This is a genomic window from Rhizobacter terrae, assembly GCF_003852895.1.
Classification (GTDB): Bacteria; Pseudomonadota; Gammaproteobacteria; order Burkholderiales; family Burkholderiaceae_C; genus Albitalea; species Albitalea terrae.
The window spans coordinates 181,076-195,886 of sequence record NZ_QUSW01000011.1 but is presented as its reverse complement, the minus strand read 5'-3'; the positions used below and the strand labels follow the sequence as shown (position 1 = coordinate 195,886).

Genomic DNA, 14,811 nt, shown 5'->3' with positions numbered 1-14,811 from the left:
TGCTCATGGACTTCCCCTTTCGAACGAGTTGATGAGATTTCGCACTTCCCATCGTGGCACTTCGTTGCCGGTTGCCGCTTCGCGGCCAGTTCGGGACGGGGAAGTCCCTTTCATTCGTTAGGCGTCTTCGTCATGCATGACATTCCATGCCCGTGCTGCGGCTTCCTGACCCTCGAAGGCGAGTACGGCTCGTATGCAATCTGTCCGGTATGCGACTGGGAGGACGACCCTGTCCAGCTTGCCAATCCAGCATCCGCCGGAGGTGCGAACTCCCGTTCCCTCGCCGAAGCGCAAAGCGCCGCAATGGCTAGGTATCCGGCTAGCGTTGAGGTCGCCGGTGGCTATGGCCGAAGCTCTGGCTGGCGTCCGCTAAGCAGTGCAGAGCTTGAAGCCGCGAACGCAAGGCGAGCTGTCAAACACTGGTATGCAACGGCTATCGTCCTAGAGCCGGAGGCCTACTGGCGCGTCAACGAGAACGGAGCATCAAGTGAACCAGCCGCCTAACCCTTTACAGGGACTTCCGAAGTAGTCAACGCATTGCTGTTTCCTTGTTGACGAGTGGACGCGGCGACGAAGGCGGCTGAGACAGGGAACAGACTGCCACTCTACAGACGGTCTTGTTGCATGGAGCGCGTATGCGCGGCGATGCGGACCCAGATGCGAACCGCTCTGCGGGGCTCCATTCCTATCGCGTGGACCTGATGGTGATGCAGGCCACCAAGGGTTAGTCGAGCTTGCCCGCTGCCTGCCGGTCTGACCTGTTCAGTGCGTCTTCATTGTCACGTCGTGCAGGGAAGAGGAGTGGGCTGGCGTCCTAGGCAGGCTTGATGCTCACGTGACGGGCATCGAACTGTTCGCCGCGAGTCATGACTGCCCACAGGATGCGCGCGTTCTTGTTGGCCAGGGCGACGACGGCCTTCTGCCATCCCGAGCGCTCGCGCAGCGCCAGCACCCAGCGCGAGATCGGATCGTTGCGCCGGTGGGCGGTCATGACCGCTGACTTGGCGGCCTGGATCAACAACGTTCGCAAGTAGGTCTGCCCGTGTTTGGTGATGCCGCCCAGGTGGTTCTTGCCGCCGCTGGAGTGTTGCCGCGGCACCAGGCCCACCCAGGCGCCTAACTGCGAGCCGCTGTTGAACTGCTTGAAGTCGCCCACCGTGGCGATCGCTGCCGAAGCGGTGATTGGACCCACACTGATGAGCTGCGCGGCGCGGCGCACGTCGACGTCGTCGCGGTGGTGCTGTGCTATGCGCGAACACCAAGCCGAACTCGGCCAGCAGGCCCTGGATGCGATTGATGCAGGCCGTGCGTTCTTCCTTGAACCCTTCGCGCAGCTTGTGCACGCACGGCATGCTCTGCTGCTGCACGGACTTCACGGGCACGAAGCGCATGCGTGGTCGCCCGCCCGCCTCGCAGATCGCGGCCGCATCGTTGGCGTCGTTCTTGCCGCTGCGACCTTCCTGGCGGTACGGCGCAGCCAGTTGTGCCGTGACGATGCGCGCATCCAACCCCATGGCAATGAGCCGGCGACACCAATGGTGCGCGCTGGAACTGGCTTCCATCACCACCAGGCTGCCTTGGGGCAACCGAGCGCACCACGCCAGGAACTGCTCGCGCCGCAGCGCCTTGCTGGTCACCACTCGTTCGTGTGCGTCCACGGCATGAACCTGGATCACGCGCTTGGCCAGATCCACCCCTACACGAACGGACCCTTCTCGGATAACCTCTGCCATGGGCTTCCCCTTTCCACGCTTCAGATTGATGACTTTGAACACCACCAACCTTGGCGCTTTGACGCCGTTGCAGGAAGGTGGGAAGTCCCTTCGCATTCCCATCGAGGGGACGTCACAAAGGCCGCTTCGCGCCCTTTGTGCCGCCCCTCATGTCAAACGTTAGGTTGCTCCATGCACAGCATCGCCATCGCGTTGGCCCCGCTCGCTTCGGAGGTGGCGCAAGCAAAGTACATCGCCAATGCCACGCCAAGCGAGTACCTGTTGCCCGAAGAGTTGCTTGAAGACGCCTATGACGCGCTGCGGCTCGTTCGAGAGTGCCATCCGAGCGCGCAAGCCTTGAGCGCCGAAGCGCGAATGCAAATTCTCGCCCTGGCTCCACTACTGTCCGCAGAGTCGAACGCTCACGTAGTGGAAAGTAGCAAATCGCCAGAGCTTCTCTTGCGGCATCCAACGTGGGTCGCAATCAGGGAGCAGGCGGCCGTCTGTCTGCGTGCACTCGGCTTCGATCTCAAAGCCTGGGAGGCCATGCAATGAAAAACCAGCAACCTAATCCTTCCATCGAGCGGACAAGGAGCTTGAATCGGTTTAGTTGACACTTCTATCTAACCAACGGGAAGTATGCAGTCTGTACTTGCCTACGTGGACCGCTCAGCTCGAACACTAGACCCGATACGACCGAAGGCAGAATCGTTCACATGCTCATCGAACAAGAACTCACGTTGGCTCAGTTGATGGACGCCTATCAGAGCGGCCAGCGCGAGTTCAAAGGCATTGAGATCGTCGGAGATGGAGACCATCCGTCTGTCTCGAACGTCGATCTCGGCGGTGCCGAATTCTTGGACTGCTGGTTCCATTCGACGACGTTTGTGAACGTGAACCTTGGCGGCACCAAGTTCACGCGCTGCAATCTTAAGTGCAGCACGTTCGAAGGCTGCAATCTGGTCGGGTCGATCTGGAGTAGTTGCCCTGTGTGTTCCATTGCCATGGCCAACTGCAACACAACGGGCATCGCCGTCAACCATCTAAACGCCTACGGAGCCGAAATCGAGAGCGTCTTGATGCTCCTTGCGTATGCCGCTGAGAACTTCAAGGGGTGTCAAACTCAATGAGAATCACCGAGAGGTCTAGCCCTTCCCACAGAGCGGACGGTTTCCAGCGGGCTGCGCCCGCTGGAAACCGCTACTCATGTCAAACGTTAGGCCACTCAAGTTCCCAACACGCCCCATGAACGACCATCCACCAGCTCAGTTTTCAGAGGTCGATTGGACGGCGTACAGCGCTGTCGACATTGCGTATGAAGTTGCGCAATACAGGTTCGAGCGCGAATACAAGCTTCTTCGCGTCCGTTTCGCGGGCGACTACGGCTGTGGTGCGGGTGGCAATGGTGACGCCACCTACATGGACGCCATGTACCGCGCAGCGGTCGAGATCATCGACCCGGATGGCCTTATCCTTGATTTCTCGGATCTGAACTACAAATGGGGCGACCTTCTTGGCAAGGTACTTAACGTGCCAGACTGCTTGGCACAACGCGGCAGACCACCATTCGCAATAGTGGTGGCGAAAGGGTGCGAGAAGGCCGTCCTCAGTCTGCTCACGGAGGATCTCGGCTGGTCTGAAAATGAGCTTGCGTGGGTCTTCCGAGATCTTCTCTCAGCCCAGCGTTACGTCGAGCAGATCATGCGTGAGCATGGGCTCGCCACAAGCCGGGAGCTCGAAGTGCGCAAGCGCGATCAAGCCCTTGCGTTTTGGGAGTTGCTAGGTCCTGAAGTTGGGCCGGAAGAGTGTCGCAATGCTGAGTGTCACCGCCTTCGTGTGAGGGACAGTGTCCTATGCCGAGTGCATCACTACGAGCAAATCCAACGTGAACCTTGCCCCTTCAAATGAAGCCGCGGCCTAACCCGCTCATGTCGAACGTTAGGTACCATCAGTCGCAAGGCTGCCGCCATCTCAAAAGCGCTGCCCGCCCTTCCGTTCGCAATCGTAAGGACCTCGGTCGGGCTTCATAGTCAGCACGCCAGTCATCCGATCAACGGTGAAGCGCTCCTTGCCATTCGTCCACATGTAGGCATTCATGTAGGTGTGAGTCTCGTAGTCAGCCAACGGCTGATCGTTCATGCTCGCCACTATCGCCGCACCATCGTCGGCACGAACAATGCGGAACACAAGGTCGGGGTGACCCGGTGCCTGGCTCTTACACACTAGGTCCAATGGGGCGATCTGCGGGCCAATGTACGGCGCGGCGGGCTGCTGTGAAGTCGCGTTCGGTACGGCAGAGCATGCTGCCAACATCGTCACGAGCGCCAGGGCCAAGATCTTTGCAAGCATGTTGTGTCTCCCGTTGCGCATAGTATTCTGCCTCCCGGCGCGGGCATTCCATCGACGAAAGAAATGGCACCGAACCCTTCCATCGAGAGGACGTCCAACATCAGGCTGCGCCTGCTGTCGGCCGACCCTCATGTCAAACGTCAGACCGGCAAATGAAGCTTGACCCGAGTGTCCGGAGCCTTCTCTCGAAGATCATCCGGCGCTTTCCTGAAGTAGCCCAACCCATGCTGGCCCGAGCGAGAGCCAACAGGAGCGTCGCCAACAGCACCTGCGACATGATGGAAGAATTCGCCAGGCAAACTCAGCGAGCGGTTCGTGGTGGAAACACGAGCGTTGCCAGTTCGTACTTGCAGTTTGTCTCAGCCACTCTCGGTACTTCTGACAGCAAGCAGAGGAAGTACATTGACGTCTACTTTGTAGAAGGTCTCTTGCATGGCTTGCCGTCTGCCGTTCAGAAGGAGATCTGGCCGCTAATGCCTGCCAATCTTCGGCAACTTCACGTCGCAATGTGGGGCGAGCCAGCCTTCAATCGCAAGGGTAGCGCAAGTGAATATCCAAATTCTTGAGCCTGCGCTTCAGTGGGCCCGTGCACACCCCTCGTTCTTCTTTCCTGGCGGCTTGGTGAGCACAGAATCTTTGGTGGAACAACTCGTGGCTGGCGCTCAAGCGCTCGGCGCGACTGCGGTTGAAACTCATGCCATCGACGGTGGCTTCGTTGTGGCTGCACATACCGACTGGTTCGTGTGTGCGCGCTTCCCAATTCCGGAAGACTTCGACTTTCGTGTGCTCACGCCGTTCCCCGAGCTTGGCCACAACAGCGTACGCCCTGAGTGCGTTGTCGCTGCCTTCGCCGAGCATGTGGTCGTCCGTGGCCCGTCGGGGACTCACGTCGTCAAAGGCGCCCTTGCACCAACGGACCGCATGCTCACTGAAGTCTCGACGGCATCCGCTTGGCGTCGAGCCGTCGCGTTTCGAGGGCTCAGCGGTGTCTAACCCTTCCGTCGAGGGGATGTTCGACATCTGGCTTCGCCGGCTGTCGCCCGTCTCTCATGTCAAACGTTAGGCGCCTATGAACATCATGCGTTTCGTCGTCCTCAGCGCCTGTATGGGGTTGCTCTTGGCGTGCAGCGGCCCGGAGTCGCCCGGCAGCAAAGCCGAATACTCCGTCATGCAAGGTGTTGAGTACGAATACCGGAACGAGCCGATCTCGGAGCCGGAAATCAAGGCAGTTCAAGGGTACGAGCTGCTCTCCCTCCCAGCCACCGGCTTGGCATCTCTCCCAAATCCGAAGGGTCGAACCTGGGTAATGCTCAAGGCAAAGCATGTGCCCTTCTGGAAGCAAATCCCAGAAACGCAAGAATTCTCCCTTCCACAATCGCTGCTTGACGAGTTGGTTCGCGCCAATCGCGTGTCTCCGGAGGTAGCGAGCAGACTACGGGAGCATGTCGCAAAGTGAGCAGGCACCCGACTCTTCCAGCCGGCAACGTACCGCACGCAAGGAATGAAGTTTCCATCTGAACCGGTTCGCAATCAGTTAGGCCGCTGAGCAAATGCCTCCTAACACTCGCCACCAGTCACTGAATACCCTGGCCAGCCTGATCATTTTCTTTGCAGCCGGTGGTGTTCAAGCACAAACGACCTCGGCCGCCTGGCTCAGCGTCGACATGCCCCACGGAGGCTGCAATCTCACAGTCCGACAGGACAACACAGCGTCCATTCACTTTGGCGCCATGCCCAGGTGGGTCCGCGTCGGCACGGGCACATTCAACTTCGAGCAACTCGCCAAAGACTTGCAGGCGAAGTCGTACCCACAGAGTGCAGAGAGACCTTCAGGCATTCCCGTCGGTAGCGTGTCCTTGCCGACAAGCAAGGACCTGCTCTTCATCCACGACGAAGCCCTGGTGAGGTCACTTCTCCAGCGCGCCTGGACCGCTCGCGTGCTTCCCTCAACGCCCCAGGAGATCGAGGACTACAACTGGGTCGCCAAGGCTTGCTCCCTGCCATAGGGCAACCAGGGCCACCTCCACCTCAGCGGTAACATCGCCAAATCCAAGGGGATTCCAAGCAGAGGGAGGAGAAATCCATGCGCACACTGGCCATCGCCAACGGCGAGTTGTGGCTGCACTCACCGAATGGCGCGCCGACCCAGATCCAGTCGCCATTCGCCAAGGAACTGATCGAGCGCGCCGAGCAAAGCCGTCGCACCACCGGTTGGAAGCACGCACCGCGGGAGCAGCAAAGCGGCGTCATCCCGAATTCGTCGCTCTGGGGCCACCGCGGCGGCGGCGAGGCCGTGATGCTGGTGCGCTTCCTGCACGCTTGCCGTGGCGCCGATGACGACACGCTCTACTACGTGCTCGCCGTCGGCGAGACGCGCGGACTGTTCCGCCGGCACCTGGCCGAAGACCGGGAAGTCCGTCTGTTCCACCGCACGGGCTGGGATTGCGAGGGGATGGTCTACAACCCGGCGGATCGCCGCATCTTCCTCACCTCGCGCAATGGCGACGGCACGGCGCACGTCGAGGCCTACGATGAAGACGGCAACCGGCGCGGCACGCTCACTGACGGTGACTGCGTCGATGCGGCCCCATCGCTGGTACCCGGGCGGGCCAAGACCATCGTCTACCAATCGAGCGGCGTCGCTCGCAACCAGCAGTCGGGACACCTCGTCGCCTTCGGCCACGCGTGCGTGCACATGCTCGACTACGGCAGCGGCCAGCTCCAGACCTTGCTCGACAACGCCCGCTACGATTTCGTCGCGCCGCGCATGGATGCGCAAGGCCGGCTCTACGCGATCCGGCGCCCCGCCGACAAGCCTGCCCACCAGCAGGCAGGCAGCGCGCTGATGGACACGCTGCTCATGCCTTTTCGCCTGCTGAAGGCGATATTCGGCTACCTCAACTTCTTCTCGATGGTGTACGGCAAGGAGCCGCTGCGCTCCGCCGGCGGGCCCCGTACACCAGAACTCGATCAAGACCCCGGCGGGCTGTGGCTGCACGGCCGGATGATCGAGCTGTCGAAGGTGAAGAACGATCCGCAGTACGCTGGCAAGCTCGTGCCGCGCAATTGGGAACTCGTGCGCGTGACCGCGGCCGGCGCCCAGCCGGAGGTGATCGCAGAACACGTGGCCTGCTTCGACCTGCGTGCCAACGGCAGCGTGATCTACAGCAACGGATTCGACGTGTTCGAGCTCGCAGGCGGCGAGGTGCGTGACGTGGCGCGGCAGCAGCAGGTGGCGCAGGTCGGAGCGGTGTGAGAACTCGTGCATGAGGATTCGTCGCGTACAGATTCTTTCGGCACTCGGCGAGATCGCAGATTCGGTGGGAGTTCCATCGTGAAACAGTTCGCTTTCGGAATCTTGGTTGCACTCATCGGCTCATCGGCCATGGCCTGCTCGCCGCTTCGCCAACCTGCTTCGTCTTGGACAAGAGATCTGAGTCAGCCCAGCACATGAGTTTCCTCGCGCACATTGGTGATGAATGCTGTGCAGCCTTCAAGGAGAAGGGCGCCAAGTGCATTCACACCGCCAGCGGCCTGCACCTTCACTGGTGCGGCCTTTGCAATTCGCTTGTCCGGCAGAACGGCGCGGTGATCTCGTGCGAGAAGCATTGCCTTCTTGTCACTGGCAACTTCCGTCAGGAAATTGAACCCGCATCGCAGCGCAATGACCACAACCCGCTCGTCAATCGGTTCTGCAGCGCGTGCTCGGGCTCCGGGTTCTTGCTGCAGGCCCCGGCAAGTGCCAGTGAATCATGGCAAGCCGAGCCTTGTGGGAAATGTTCGACACGAGGCTTCCTGACGCATCGGCGGTATGAGGAATCGCAACCTGTACGCGTTGCCGTCGATGAAGAGGGTTGGACACGCTGCCCAAACTGCAACTTCAAGTTCAAGCCTTCGGATCCGAACACGACAATCGGTGAACGGCATCGCCGCTGCGGTCAGAAGTTCTATGTTGAATAGACATGTCGTCCCAAGGAACGTGACGAACACTGTTGAAAGCCAAGCTCCCAACCATGAAAGAGAAGGCTCAGATCCAATGCCCGAAGTGCGCTTGGCGCCCCACGTCCGAGGATCGGTGGATCTGCACGGATTCATGCGCGCTCCGGGCCCGTTCTACACGCTTGGGGACGTCATGCAGGATGGAACCTGGTGTGGGCAATGCCTCTCATGCGGCGTTCCTGAAGCTCAGGCTCCAAGCCTGCTTGCACCGCTGACCGACACAAACTCTGACACGTACTTCCTCAGGCAACCCGAGACGGAAGAAGAAATCGAGCAGGCCTGCAGGGCCATTGAAGTCTGCTGCGTCGATGCGCTGCGGTATGGCGGACGCGACCCCAAGATTCTTGCGCGCCTGTCGCGAACAGGCTGCTGCGACTATTCATTGCAAGGTGGCCTGGCCAGCCGGACTGCACCCGCTCCAAACGCGGGGCGCAGCGAGCAAACGGCACTTTCATTTCTCCAGCGATTCGGGCGCGGCTTGCTGCACGCCTTTCGCCGCAAGCTCTGACAACACGAAGGCGAGGACTCCTGCTTGAACGTGGTATTGCGCCCCGCCACCGCTACGGATGCATGCCGCATCGCGAAGTTGCTCATCGATGTTCGAAGAGCGTTCATGCCATACGCCCCTTCCGTGCACTCAGAGGCGCAGATGCATGACTGGGCCGCGAAATCTCTCGTTCCATCGGGTGGCGTTACGGTTGCCGAGTCGCACGGCGAAGTCGTCGGCATCATGTCCACCGAACGGTCGAAGACCATCTCTGGATCACGCAAATGTCCGTCGATCCTCGCTCGGTCAACCGTGGCATTGGCTCCTTGCTGCTTGCACATGCCTTGCGTACATTGGCGCCACCCATTCGTCTTTATACGTTCCAAGCCAATGCCGGAGCACGCAGGTTCTACGAGCGGCACGGCTTTGAACCCATAGAGTTCACCGATGGGCAAGGCAACGAAGAGCGCTGCCCCGATGTTCTGTACGAGTTCGCAATCAACAGCAGCCAGGACAACTGTCGATGACCAGCCCTTCCAAGCCGCACGAACCTAACGCTTCGGGCGACTTCCATGTCGAAGACAGCTGGACTTCTCGCGGCAGCCCTGGATAGAAAGATTGCTCCACTGGCCCCGGCGACTGACCTGAAACTCCGTCCGCGAAACGTTCGGTGTTCGACCCAACGGCGAGGCTGGCGGATCATTCCAAGGCGCCCGCCTGCCCCAACGCCTCATCCACCGCCTTCAACAACTGCTCCACATCCACCGGCTTCGTGAGGTAGCGGAAGAACCCCGCCGCCATCCCGTTCTCCACCGACCGGCGCATCGCATCCGCACTCAAGGCGATGACCGGAATGTTCGCCGTGCGCGGATCGTTTCGCAAAATGGCATGCGCCTCGCGCCCGCTCATCTCTGGCATGTTGTTGTCCATGAGGATCACCGCCGGCAAATGCGCGCGGGCCAGCTCGACGCCGAGCCTGCCGTTCGATGCGGACAGCAGTTGCACGTCCGACCGGCCGGCCAGCACCTCCTGCACGAGGCGCAGGCTGGCCGGGTTGTCCTCGACGCACAGCACGGTGCGGACCTTGGCGTGGCTGACCGCACTGTCCGCCTCCATCCCGACACGAACGGCTGGCGCCGCGGGCAGCGGCTGCGCGGTCGCCGACGGCATGTCCTCGTCGGCACGCAGCTCGATCCAGAACACGCTGCCCACGCCGGGCGTACTTTCCACGCCAATCTCGCCGCCCATCAACTCCACCAGCCGCCGAGTCACGACGAGGCCAATGCCGGTGCCTTCCGTCGCACCAAACTCCTGCCCCAATCGGTTGAAAGGCTGGAACAGCAAATCGATCTGCTCGGGCCGCAAGCCGATGCCGGTGTCATGCACAGCGATGCGCACCCGCGCCGGGCTGGGCCGGCTGCATTCCAGCCGCACCACACCATGCGCCCGGTTGTACTTGACGGCATTCGACAGCAGGTTGAGCAGCACCTGCTTCAGCCGCGTATGGTCGGCCAGCACCGCCGCATCACCGGCCGCGGCGAACCGCACACTGATGCCGCGCTGCTGGGCGAGCAGGCCGATCATGGTCTCGCATTCGCCGAACACCGCCGCCAGCGGGCAGCGTTCGATGCTCACCGACAGCTTGCCTGCCTCGATCTGCGCGAGGTCGAGGATCTCGTTGATGAGCGTCAGCAGGTGCTGCCCCGCCGTGACGATGTGGCCCACGAAGGACTGCTGCCGCTCGGGTGAACGCAAGGCCGCATCGGACGATGCCAGCAACTGGCCAAAGCCGATGATGGCGTTCAGCGGCGTGCGCAGCTCGTGGCTCATGTTGGACAGGAATTCGCTCTTGGCGCGGCTGGCGCGCTGCGCCGCAGCAGTGGCCAGCGCGAGTTCGCGGTTCGAGTCCTCCAGTTGCAGGGTGCGCTCGCGCACGCGCTGCTCCAGGTCTTCGTTGACCTGCCGCAGGGCCGCTTCCGCCTTCAGGCGCGCCGTCACGTCGATGGGGCAGACACAGCGCGTGCGGCGGCCGTTGAACATCATCTCGTGCGAGGTGATCTCCACGTCGATCAACGTGCCGTCCTTCAGCCGATGCCGCCAGAAGCCGGAGTTGAAGACCTGCCTCGGGGTGTCGCGCACGGATTCCTCGACGCGCGCCACGTCTTCCGCCGGCCGGATGTCGCGGATGGTGAGCGCCAGGAACTCTTCGCGCGTGTAGCCGTACTTCCGGCAGGCCACTTCGTTCACGTCGAGGATGCGCAGGGTTTCGAGGTCGTACACCCAAAGCGGAAGCGGGCTTTCCTCGAACAGCCGGCGATAGCGCCCGTCCCCCGACGGCGCAACCGCCAGGGAAGGAACCGGTGACGCCTCATCCGGCTTGGTCATTTGCTCTCCCCGCTTCGCGGGCGGCACCACGGGCCGTGGCCTGCGCCGCTCACGCCACTCTAGAGCATTCGAGGGCGTGACACACGGGTGCGGGTTCACGCACCGCGCCGGCTACACAGCCTCCCGGTAGGCATCCGACTCGATCTTGTACTTGCGCATCAGCTCGAAGAAGGCGCGCCGGTTCTTCTTGGCCGCCCGGGCCGCATGGGTGACGTTGCCGGCGTTCGATGCCAGCAGATGCTCGATGTACGAGCGCTCGAAGTTCTCCACCACGCGTGCCTTGGCCGCGCGGAAGGACTCCTCGCTCACGGGCACGGCATCGATCGAGGCGCAACTGCCGTCGAAGTCGATGTCCTGTGCGCTCAACTGCCCGGACGAGGACATGAGCACGGCACGTTCCATCACGTTCTTCAGCTCGCGCACGTTGCCCGGCCAGTCGTAGGCCACGAGCTTCTTGAGCGCGGCTGGCGACAGGCCGGGCGCCGCCTTCTGCCACTGTCTTGCCGCTGAGCGCAGGAAGAACAGGGCCAGCGCCGGGATGTCGGACTGCCGCTCGCGCAGCAGGGGCAGGTGCAGGGTCAGCACGTTCAGGCGGAACAGCAGGTCCTGGCGGAAGTTGCCGCGTGCCGTCAGCTGGGCCGGGTTGCGGTTGGTGGCGGCGATCACACGCACGTCGGCGTGCGTCACCTGGTTGGAGCCGACGGGGCGGTATTCCTTTTCCTGCAGGAAGCGCAGCAGCTTGGCCTGCGCGCCGTAGGGCAGCGAGTCGATCTCGTCGAGGAACAGCGTGCCGCCCTCGGCCTCGCGCACCAGGCCGGCGCGCGAGCTGTGCGCATGGGTGTAGGCGCCCTTCACGTGGCCGAAGAGTTCCGCCTCGACCAGCTCGGTGGGAATGGCGCCGCAGTTCACCGCCACCCACGGCCCGCCTGCACGGGCGGACAGGTAGTGGATGGCCTGGGCGCAGACTTCCTTGCCGGTGCCGGTGTCGCCGAGGATGAGCACGCTCGCGTCGTACCGCGCAAGCACTGGCACGCGCGCCACCTGCTGGGCAAAGGCCGGGCTGTCCCCGATGAGGTCGCGCAGCGCCGGGTGGATGGGCCGCGGGTTCAGGCTCGCGCGCTCCTGCGCGAGTCCCAGCGCGCGCCGCACGCGAGTCGCCAGTTCACCGGTGGCGACAGGCGCGCGAAGGAAGTCGCAGGCACCGGCGGCCAGCAGTTCGTCCAGGCTCGAGGCCGGCAGGTCCACGGCCACCACCAGCACCGCGCAGCCGGGCTGGCCGGCGCGCTGGCGCAGCAACTGCTCCAGTGCCGCCGGCACGCAGGCTTCGCTCACCACCTGGATGAGCAGGTCGCAGGCCGAAGGCTTCATCTTCAGGCTGCCGCTGGACACTGACAGCGACGCCCCCTCGAAGGCGCGCAAGACTGCGCAGAGCGTGTGGCCCAGATCGGCCAGGGCATCCGACGCGCACACGCTGACATCGAGTGCAGCTGGCGCTGCCAAGGCATGTGGAATCTCGGTCTTGAGCACGAGAGTCTCCCCAATGTGTTTGTTCGTTCTTGGCGAAACGGAATCTAGGCCTCGGACCGGACAGGCGAACACCCCTAGACCTTGGGGCTGGCTTCCAAACTTCCTCCTTGACTTCCTGCCGCACGCTCGTTCGGTCACAGGCTGTTGCGAACAAGGCCGGTAAACCGGGCAAGCTGGTAAACCTCACAGCACGAATGCCATGCGACCTTGTCGGCGACGTGGCTACATCTGGCTTCACAAGGAAACGACTTGGGAACATCGTTTGCTGCAAGGCGACCGTTGCTCCTCAGCTTGCCGTTCAAGACCATGCAGTCCTCGCTCACCCCTCGCCTCCTCGCCCTCCTGATGGCAGCCTCGGCCCTGGCCGCGACGCCGGACGCCCAGGCCCGCAAGCCCAAGGCGAAGCAGCCCGCCGCGACCGTTGCCCCTGCTGTTGACGCGGTCAAGCGGCCAGATTTCGGCACGGAGAAGCCCTCCAAGGATGCGCTGCAGGTCGCCAGCTGGGTGCTCAACGCCAACGACAACGAAGGCTCGTCCTTTGTCATCGTCGACAAGCACGCCGCCCGGACCTATGTCTTCACGCCGGAGGGCAAGCTGCGCGGCGCAGCGCCGGTGCTGCTGGGCCTCACCAAGGGCGACGAGACCTACCCCGGCGTGGGAGACCGCGAGCTGTCCAACATCGCCGCCAACGAACGCACCACACCGGCCGGGCGGTTCGTGGCCGAGCCCGGCGTGAACGGCCATGGCGTGGACATCGTGTGGGTGGACTACGAAGCCGCGGTGTCCATGCACCGCGTGATCACCAACAACCCGGCCGAGCGGCGCCTGCAACGCCTGGCCTCATCCAAGCCGGCCGAGCACCGCATCTCCTACGGCTGCATCAACCTGCCGGCAGCCTTCTACGAGAACGTGCTGGCGCCGACGGTGCGCGACAGCGACACCATCATCTACGTGCTGCCCGAGACGCAATCGCCGGCGGAGCTGTTCGGCTTCAAGGACGGCGGGAAGAACAAGGCGCCGCAGACGGTGCCGAAGGTGGCCAGTGCCTTCTATCTTGATGGGGCTTGATCTGGGTGGGGCAAAGGCGTGGGTGGGCTGGCTGGGGCGCGCGGCGGAAGCGGTCGGCCTGCGGCCGACTCCGCTGCGGTGCTCGGGCTTGTGGTCCGGCGCAGAACTCACTCCGCGCCCCTTCGGTGCGCTGCGTTCAAACAGCCGCGCCGAGCTAGAAGACGAAGCGCGCTGCGCGCGCGACCACAAGCCCTGCGCTCCTCGCCGCTTCCTGATGCGCGCCCCAGCCAGCCCACCCACGCCTTTGCTGTTGCGGCTTTGGGTTTTCTCGTCGAGCACACCCACCGGTTGTTGAGCGGCAGGCGGCATGGGCCAGGGGCTGCGTCTGTGGCGGCGAGCAGCGCAGCACCGAGGGGTGGCGTGCGCAGCACGCTTCGTCTTCTAGCTTGCCGCGGCTGTTTGAGCGCAGCGCACCGCAGGGGCGCGTAGCGAGTTCTGCGGCACACCCCTCGGTGCGAGCAGCGCAGCGAAGTCGGCCGCAGGCCGACCGCCACAGCCGCAGCCCCTGGCCCATGCCGCCTGCCGCGCCCCCACCCGATCAAACAACGAAAAAAAGAGCCGGGCACAAGACCCGGCTCTCCGAGACAGCGATCAGCCGAAAGCCAATCAGCCCCGATCCGCACGTGCAGCACGCGTGGCGCGGCGCTTCGTCGGCGCCTTGGCCGAGGAGTCGCTCATCGTCGAGTCGTTGCTGTTGTAGCTCGGGCTCGTCGTGCCGCTGGTGGTCGCCGCGCTGTTGGGCAGGGCGCTGGTCGACGAGGTCGAGTCCGTGGACGACGTGCCGCTGGTCGAGGTCGAGGAGCTCGGCAGCGCGCTGCTGCTGCCCGAGGACGACTGCGAGCTGTCGGTCGTGACCGCGCCCGACGACGGCTGCGTGCCGCTCAGGCTCGAACCCGTGCTGCTGCTGGGCGTCGTCGTGGTCGAGCCGTCGGAGCTGCCCGTCGCTGCCTGCGGCGTAGCCGTGCCCGTGCCCGAAGCGTTCACCGTGCCGTTGGTCGTGCCGGTCGTGGTGCCCGTGGTCGTACCCGTCGTGCCCGTGGCGGTACCGCTGGTGCCGGCGCTCGTGCCCGGGTCCGTCCCCTGGGCCGATGCACCCATGGCGCACACCAGGGCGGCGGCTGCCGCGGCGAGGGTCAGGCTGGTGGACAGTTTGCTCATGCGATTTCTCCTGTTGCGAAGTGAAAACAAGGTGTCGATGGATTGCCTGCACTGGAGCTTGGCGAGGCTTTGCAGGCACGCCAAAACGAGAGGCAGACTCTAGTGCGGCAAGCGTTGTGCCCGGCA

At 63.2% G+C, this 14,811-nt stretch carries 16 protein-coding genes and 1 pseudogene; 10 read left to right on the top strand and 7 right to left on the bottom strand.

Annotated elements, in window-relative coordinates; translation table 11 throughout:
• Positions 1 to 132: 132 nt before the first annotated feature.
• Positions 133 to 504 (top strand): CPCC family cysteine-rich protein, encoded by a 372-nt coding sequence (locus tag DZC73_RS28685; protein WP_124543815.1) that lies wholly within the window; start codon positions 133 to 135, stop codon positions 502 to 504.
• A 310-nt stretch (positions 505 to 814) separates the two neighbouring features.
• On the opposite strand, the gene DZC73_RS30760 is transcribed toward DZC73_RS28685, so the two are convergent.
• Both DZC73_RS30760 and DZC73_RS30755 read right to left on the bottom strand, forming a co-directional pair.
• The gene (locus tag DZC73_RS30760; RefSeq protein WP_407924139.1) at positions 815 to 1,156 is read right to left on the bottom strand and encodes a transposase; all 342 of its coding nucleotides are present in this window, start codon (positions 1,154 to 1,156) and stop codon (positions 815 to 817) included.
• 25 nt (positions 1,157 to 1,181) lie between these two features.
• Positions 1,182 to 1,733, bottom strand: a pseudogene (locus tag DZC73_RS30755) (IS110 family RNA-guided transposase); the annotation flags it as partial.
• Between the two features lie 695 nt (positions 1,734 to 2,428).
• Between DZC73_RS30755 and DZC73_RS28670 the strand changes: the two are divergent.
• Both DZC73_RS28670 and DZC73_RS28665 read left to right on the top strand, forming a co-directional pair.
• The gene (locus DZC73_RS28670) at positions 2,429 to 2,842 is read left to right on the top strand and encodes a pentapeptide repeat-containing protein (protein ID WP_124543813.1); all 414 of its coding nucleotides are present in this window, start codon (positions 2,429 to 2,431) and stop codon (positions 2,840 to 2,842) included.
• 115 nt (positions 2,843 to 2,957) lie between these two features.
• Complete coding sequence (locus tag DZC73_RS28665; RefSeq protein WP_124543812.1) at positions 2,958 to 3,620, top strand: hypothetical protein; 663 nt, start codon at positions 2,958 to 2,960, stop codon at positions 3,618 to 3,620.
• Between the two features lie 63 nt (positions 3,621 to 3,683).
• Here the strand turns inward: DZC73_RS28665 and DZC73_RS28660 are convergent, their stop codons facing one another.
• Positions 3,684 to 4,061, bottom strand: coding sequence for a hypothetical protein (locus DZC73_RS28660; protein WP_124543811.1), 378 nt, complete (start codon positions 4,059 to 4,061; stop codon positions 3,684 to 3,686).
• A gap of 152 nt (positions 4,062 to 4,213) precedes the next feature.
• Here DZC73_RS28660 and DZC73_RS30785 point away from each other — a divergent pair, with 152 nt between their 5' ends.
• The 4 genes from DZC73_RS30785 (at position 4,214) to DZC73_RS28645 (ending at position 7,317) form a co-directional block, all read left to right on the top strand.
• The gene (locus DZC73_RS30785; protein ID WP_456238448.1) at positions 4,214 to 4,627 is read left to right on the top strand and encodes a DUF7674 family protein; all 414 of its coding nucleotides are present in this window, start codon (positions 4,214 to 4,216) and stop codon (positions 4,625 to 4,627) included.
• A 73-nt stretch (positions 4,628 to 4,700) separates the two neighbouring features.
• Positions 4,701 to 5,054 (top strand): hypothetical protein, encoded by a 354-nt coding sequence (locus DZC73_RS28655; RefSeq protein WP_124543810.1) that lies wholly within the window; start codon positions 4,701 to 4,703, stop codon positions 5,052 to 5,054.
• Positions 5,055 to 5,130: 76 nt separating this feature from the next.
• Positions 5,131 to 5,517 carry a hypothetical protein gene (locus tag DZC73_RS28650; RefSeq protein ID WP_124543809.1) on the top strand — a complete coding sequence of 129 codons (387 nt, stop codon included), beginning with the start codon at positions 5,131 to 5,133 and terminating at the stop codon, positions 5,515 to 5,517.
• Positions 5,518 to 6,144: 627 nt separating this feature from the next.
• Entirely contained in the window at positions 6,145 to 7,317 is a 1,173-nt protein-coding gene (locus DZC73_RS28645; RefSeq protein WP_124543808.1) for a TolB-like translocation protein, read from the top strand.
• Positions 7,318 to 7,499: 182 nt separating this feature from the next.
• Here DZC73_RS28645 and DZC73_RS28640 read toward each other — a convergent pair whose 3' ends face one another.
• Positions 7,500 to 7,733, bottom strand: a complete 234-nt coding sequence (locus tag DZC73_RS28640; RefSeq protein ID WP_124543807.1) for a hypothetical protein — start codon at positions 7,731 to 7,733, stop codon at positions 7,500 to 7,502.
• A 244-nt stretch (positions 7,734 to 7,977) separates the two neighbouring features.
• On the opposite strand from DZC73_RS28640, the gene DZC73_RS28635 reads away from it, so the two are divergent.
• Positions 7,978 to 8,568, top strand: a complete 591-nt coding sequence (locus tag DZC73_RS28635; protein WP_124543806.1) for a ferredoxin — start codon at positions 7,978 to 7,980, stop codon at positions 8,566 to 8,568.
• A gap of 149 nt (positions 8,569 to 8,717) precedes the next feature.
• Positions 8,718 to 9,074 (top strand): GNAT family N-acetyltransferase, encoded by a 357-nt coding sequence (locus DZC73_RS28630; RefSeq protein WP_328589565.1) that lies wholly within the window; start codon positions 8,718 to 8,720, stop codon positions 9,072 to 9,074.
• Positions 9,075 to 9,246: 172 nt separating this feature from the next.
• Here the strand turns inward: DZC73_RS28630 and DZC73_RS28625 are convergent, their stop codons facing one another.
• Together DZC73_RS28625 and DZC73_RS28620 are read right to left on the bottom strand one after the other, a co-directional pair.
• Positions 9,247 to 10,932, bottom strand: a complete 1,686-nt coding sequence (locus DZC73_RS28625) for an ATP-binding protein (protein ID WP_124543804.1) — start codon at positions 10,930 to 10,932, stop codon at positions 9,247 to 9,249.
• 111 nt (positions 10,933 to 11,043) lie between these two features.
• Positions 11,044 to 12,459, bottom strand: a complete 1,416-nt coding sequence (locus DZC73_RS28620; RefSeq protein WP_124543803.1) for a sigma-54 dependent transcriptional regulator — start codon at positions 12,457 to 12,459, stop codon at positions 11,044 to 11,046.
• 279 nt (positions 12,460 to 12,738) lie between these two features.
• On the opposite strand from DZC73_RS28620, the gene DZC73_RS30080 reads away from it, so the two are divergent.
• Positions 12,739 to 13,527, top strand: coding sequence for a L,D-transpeptidase (locus DZC73_RS30080; protein WP_198415031.1), 789 nt, complete (start codon positions 12,739 to 12,741; stop codon positions 13,525 to 13,527).
• A 606-nt stretch (positions 13,528 to 14,133) separates the two neighbouring features.
• On the opposite strand, the gene DZC73_RS28610 is transcribed toward DZC73_RS30080, so the two are convergent.
• Positions 14,134 to 14,685 carry a hypothetical protein gene (locus DZC73_RS28610; RefSeq protein WP_124543802.1) on the bottom strand — a complete coding sequence of 184 codons (552 nt, stop codon included), beginning with the start codon at positions 14,683 to 14,685 and terminating at the stop codon, positions 14,134 to 14,136.
• Positions 14,686 to 14,811 lie beyond the last annotated feature (126 nt).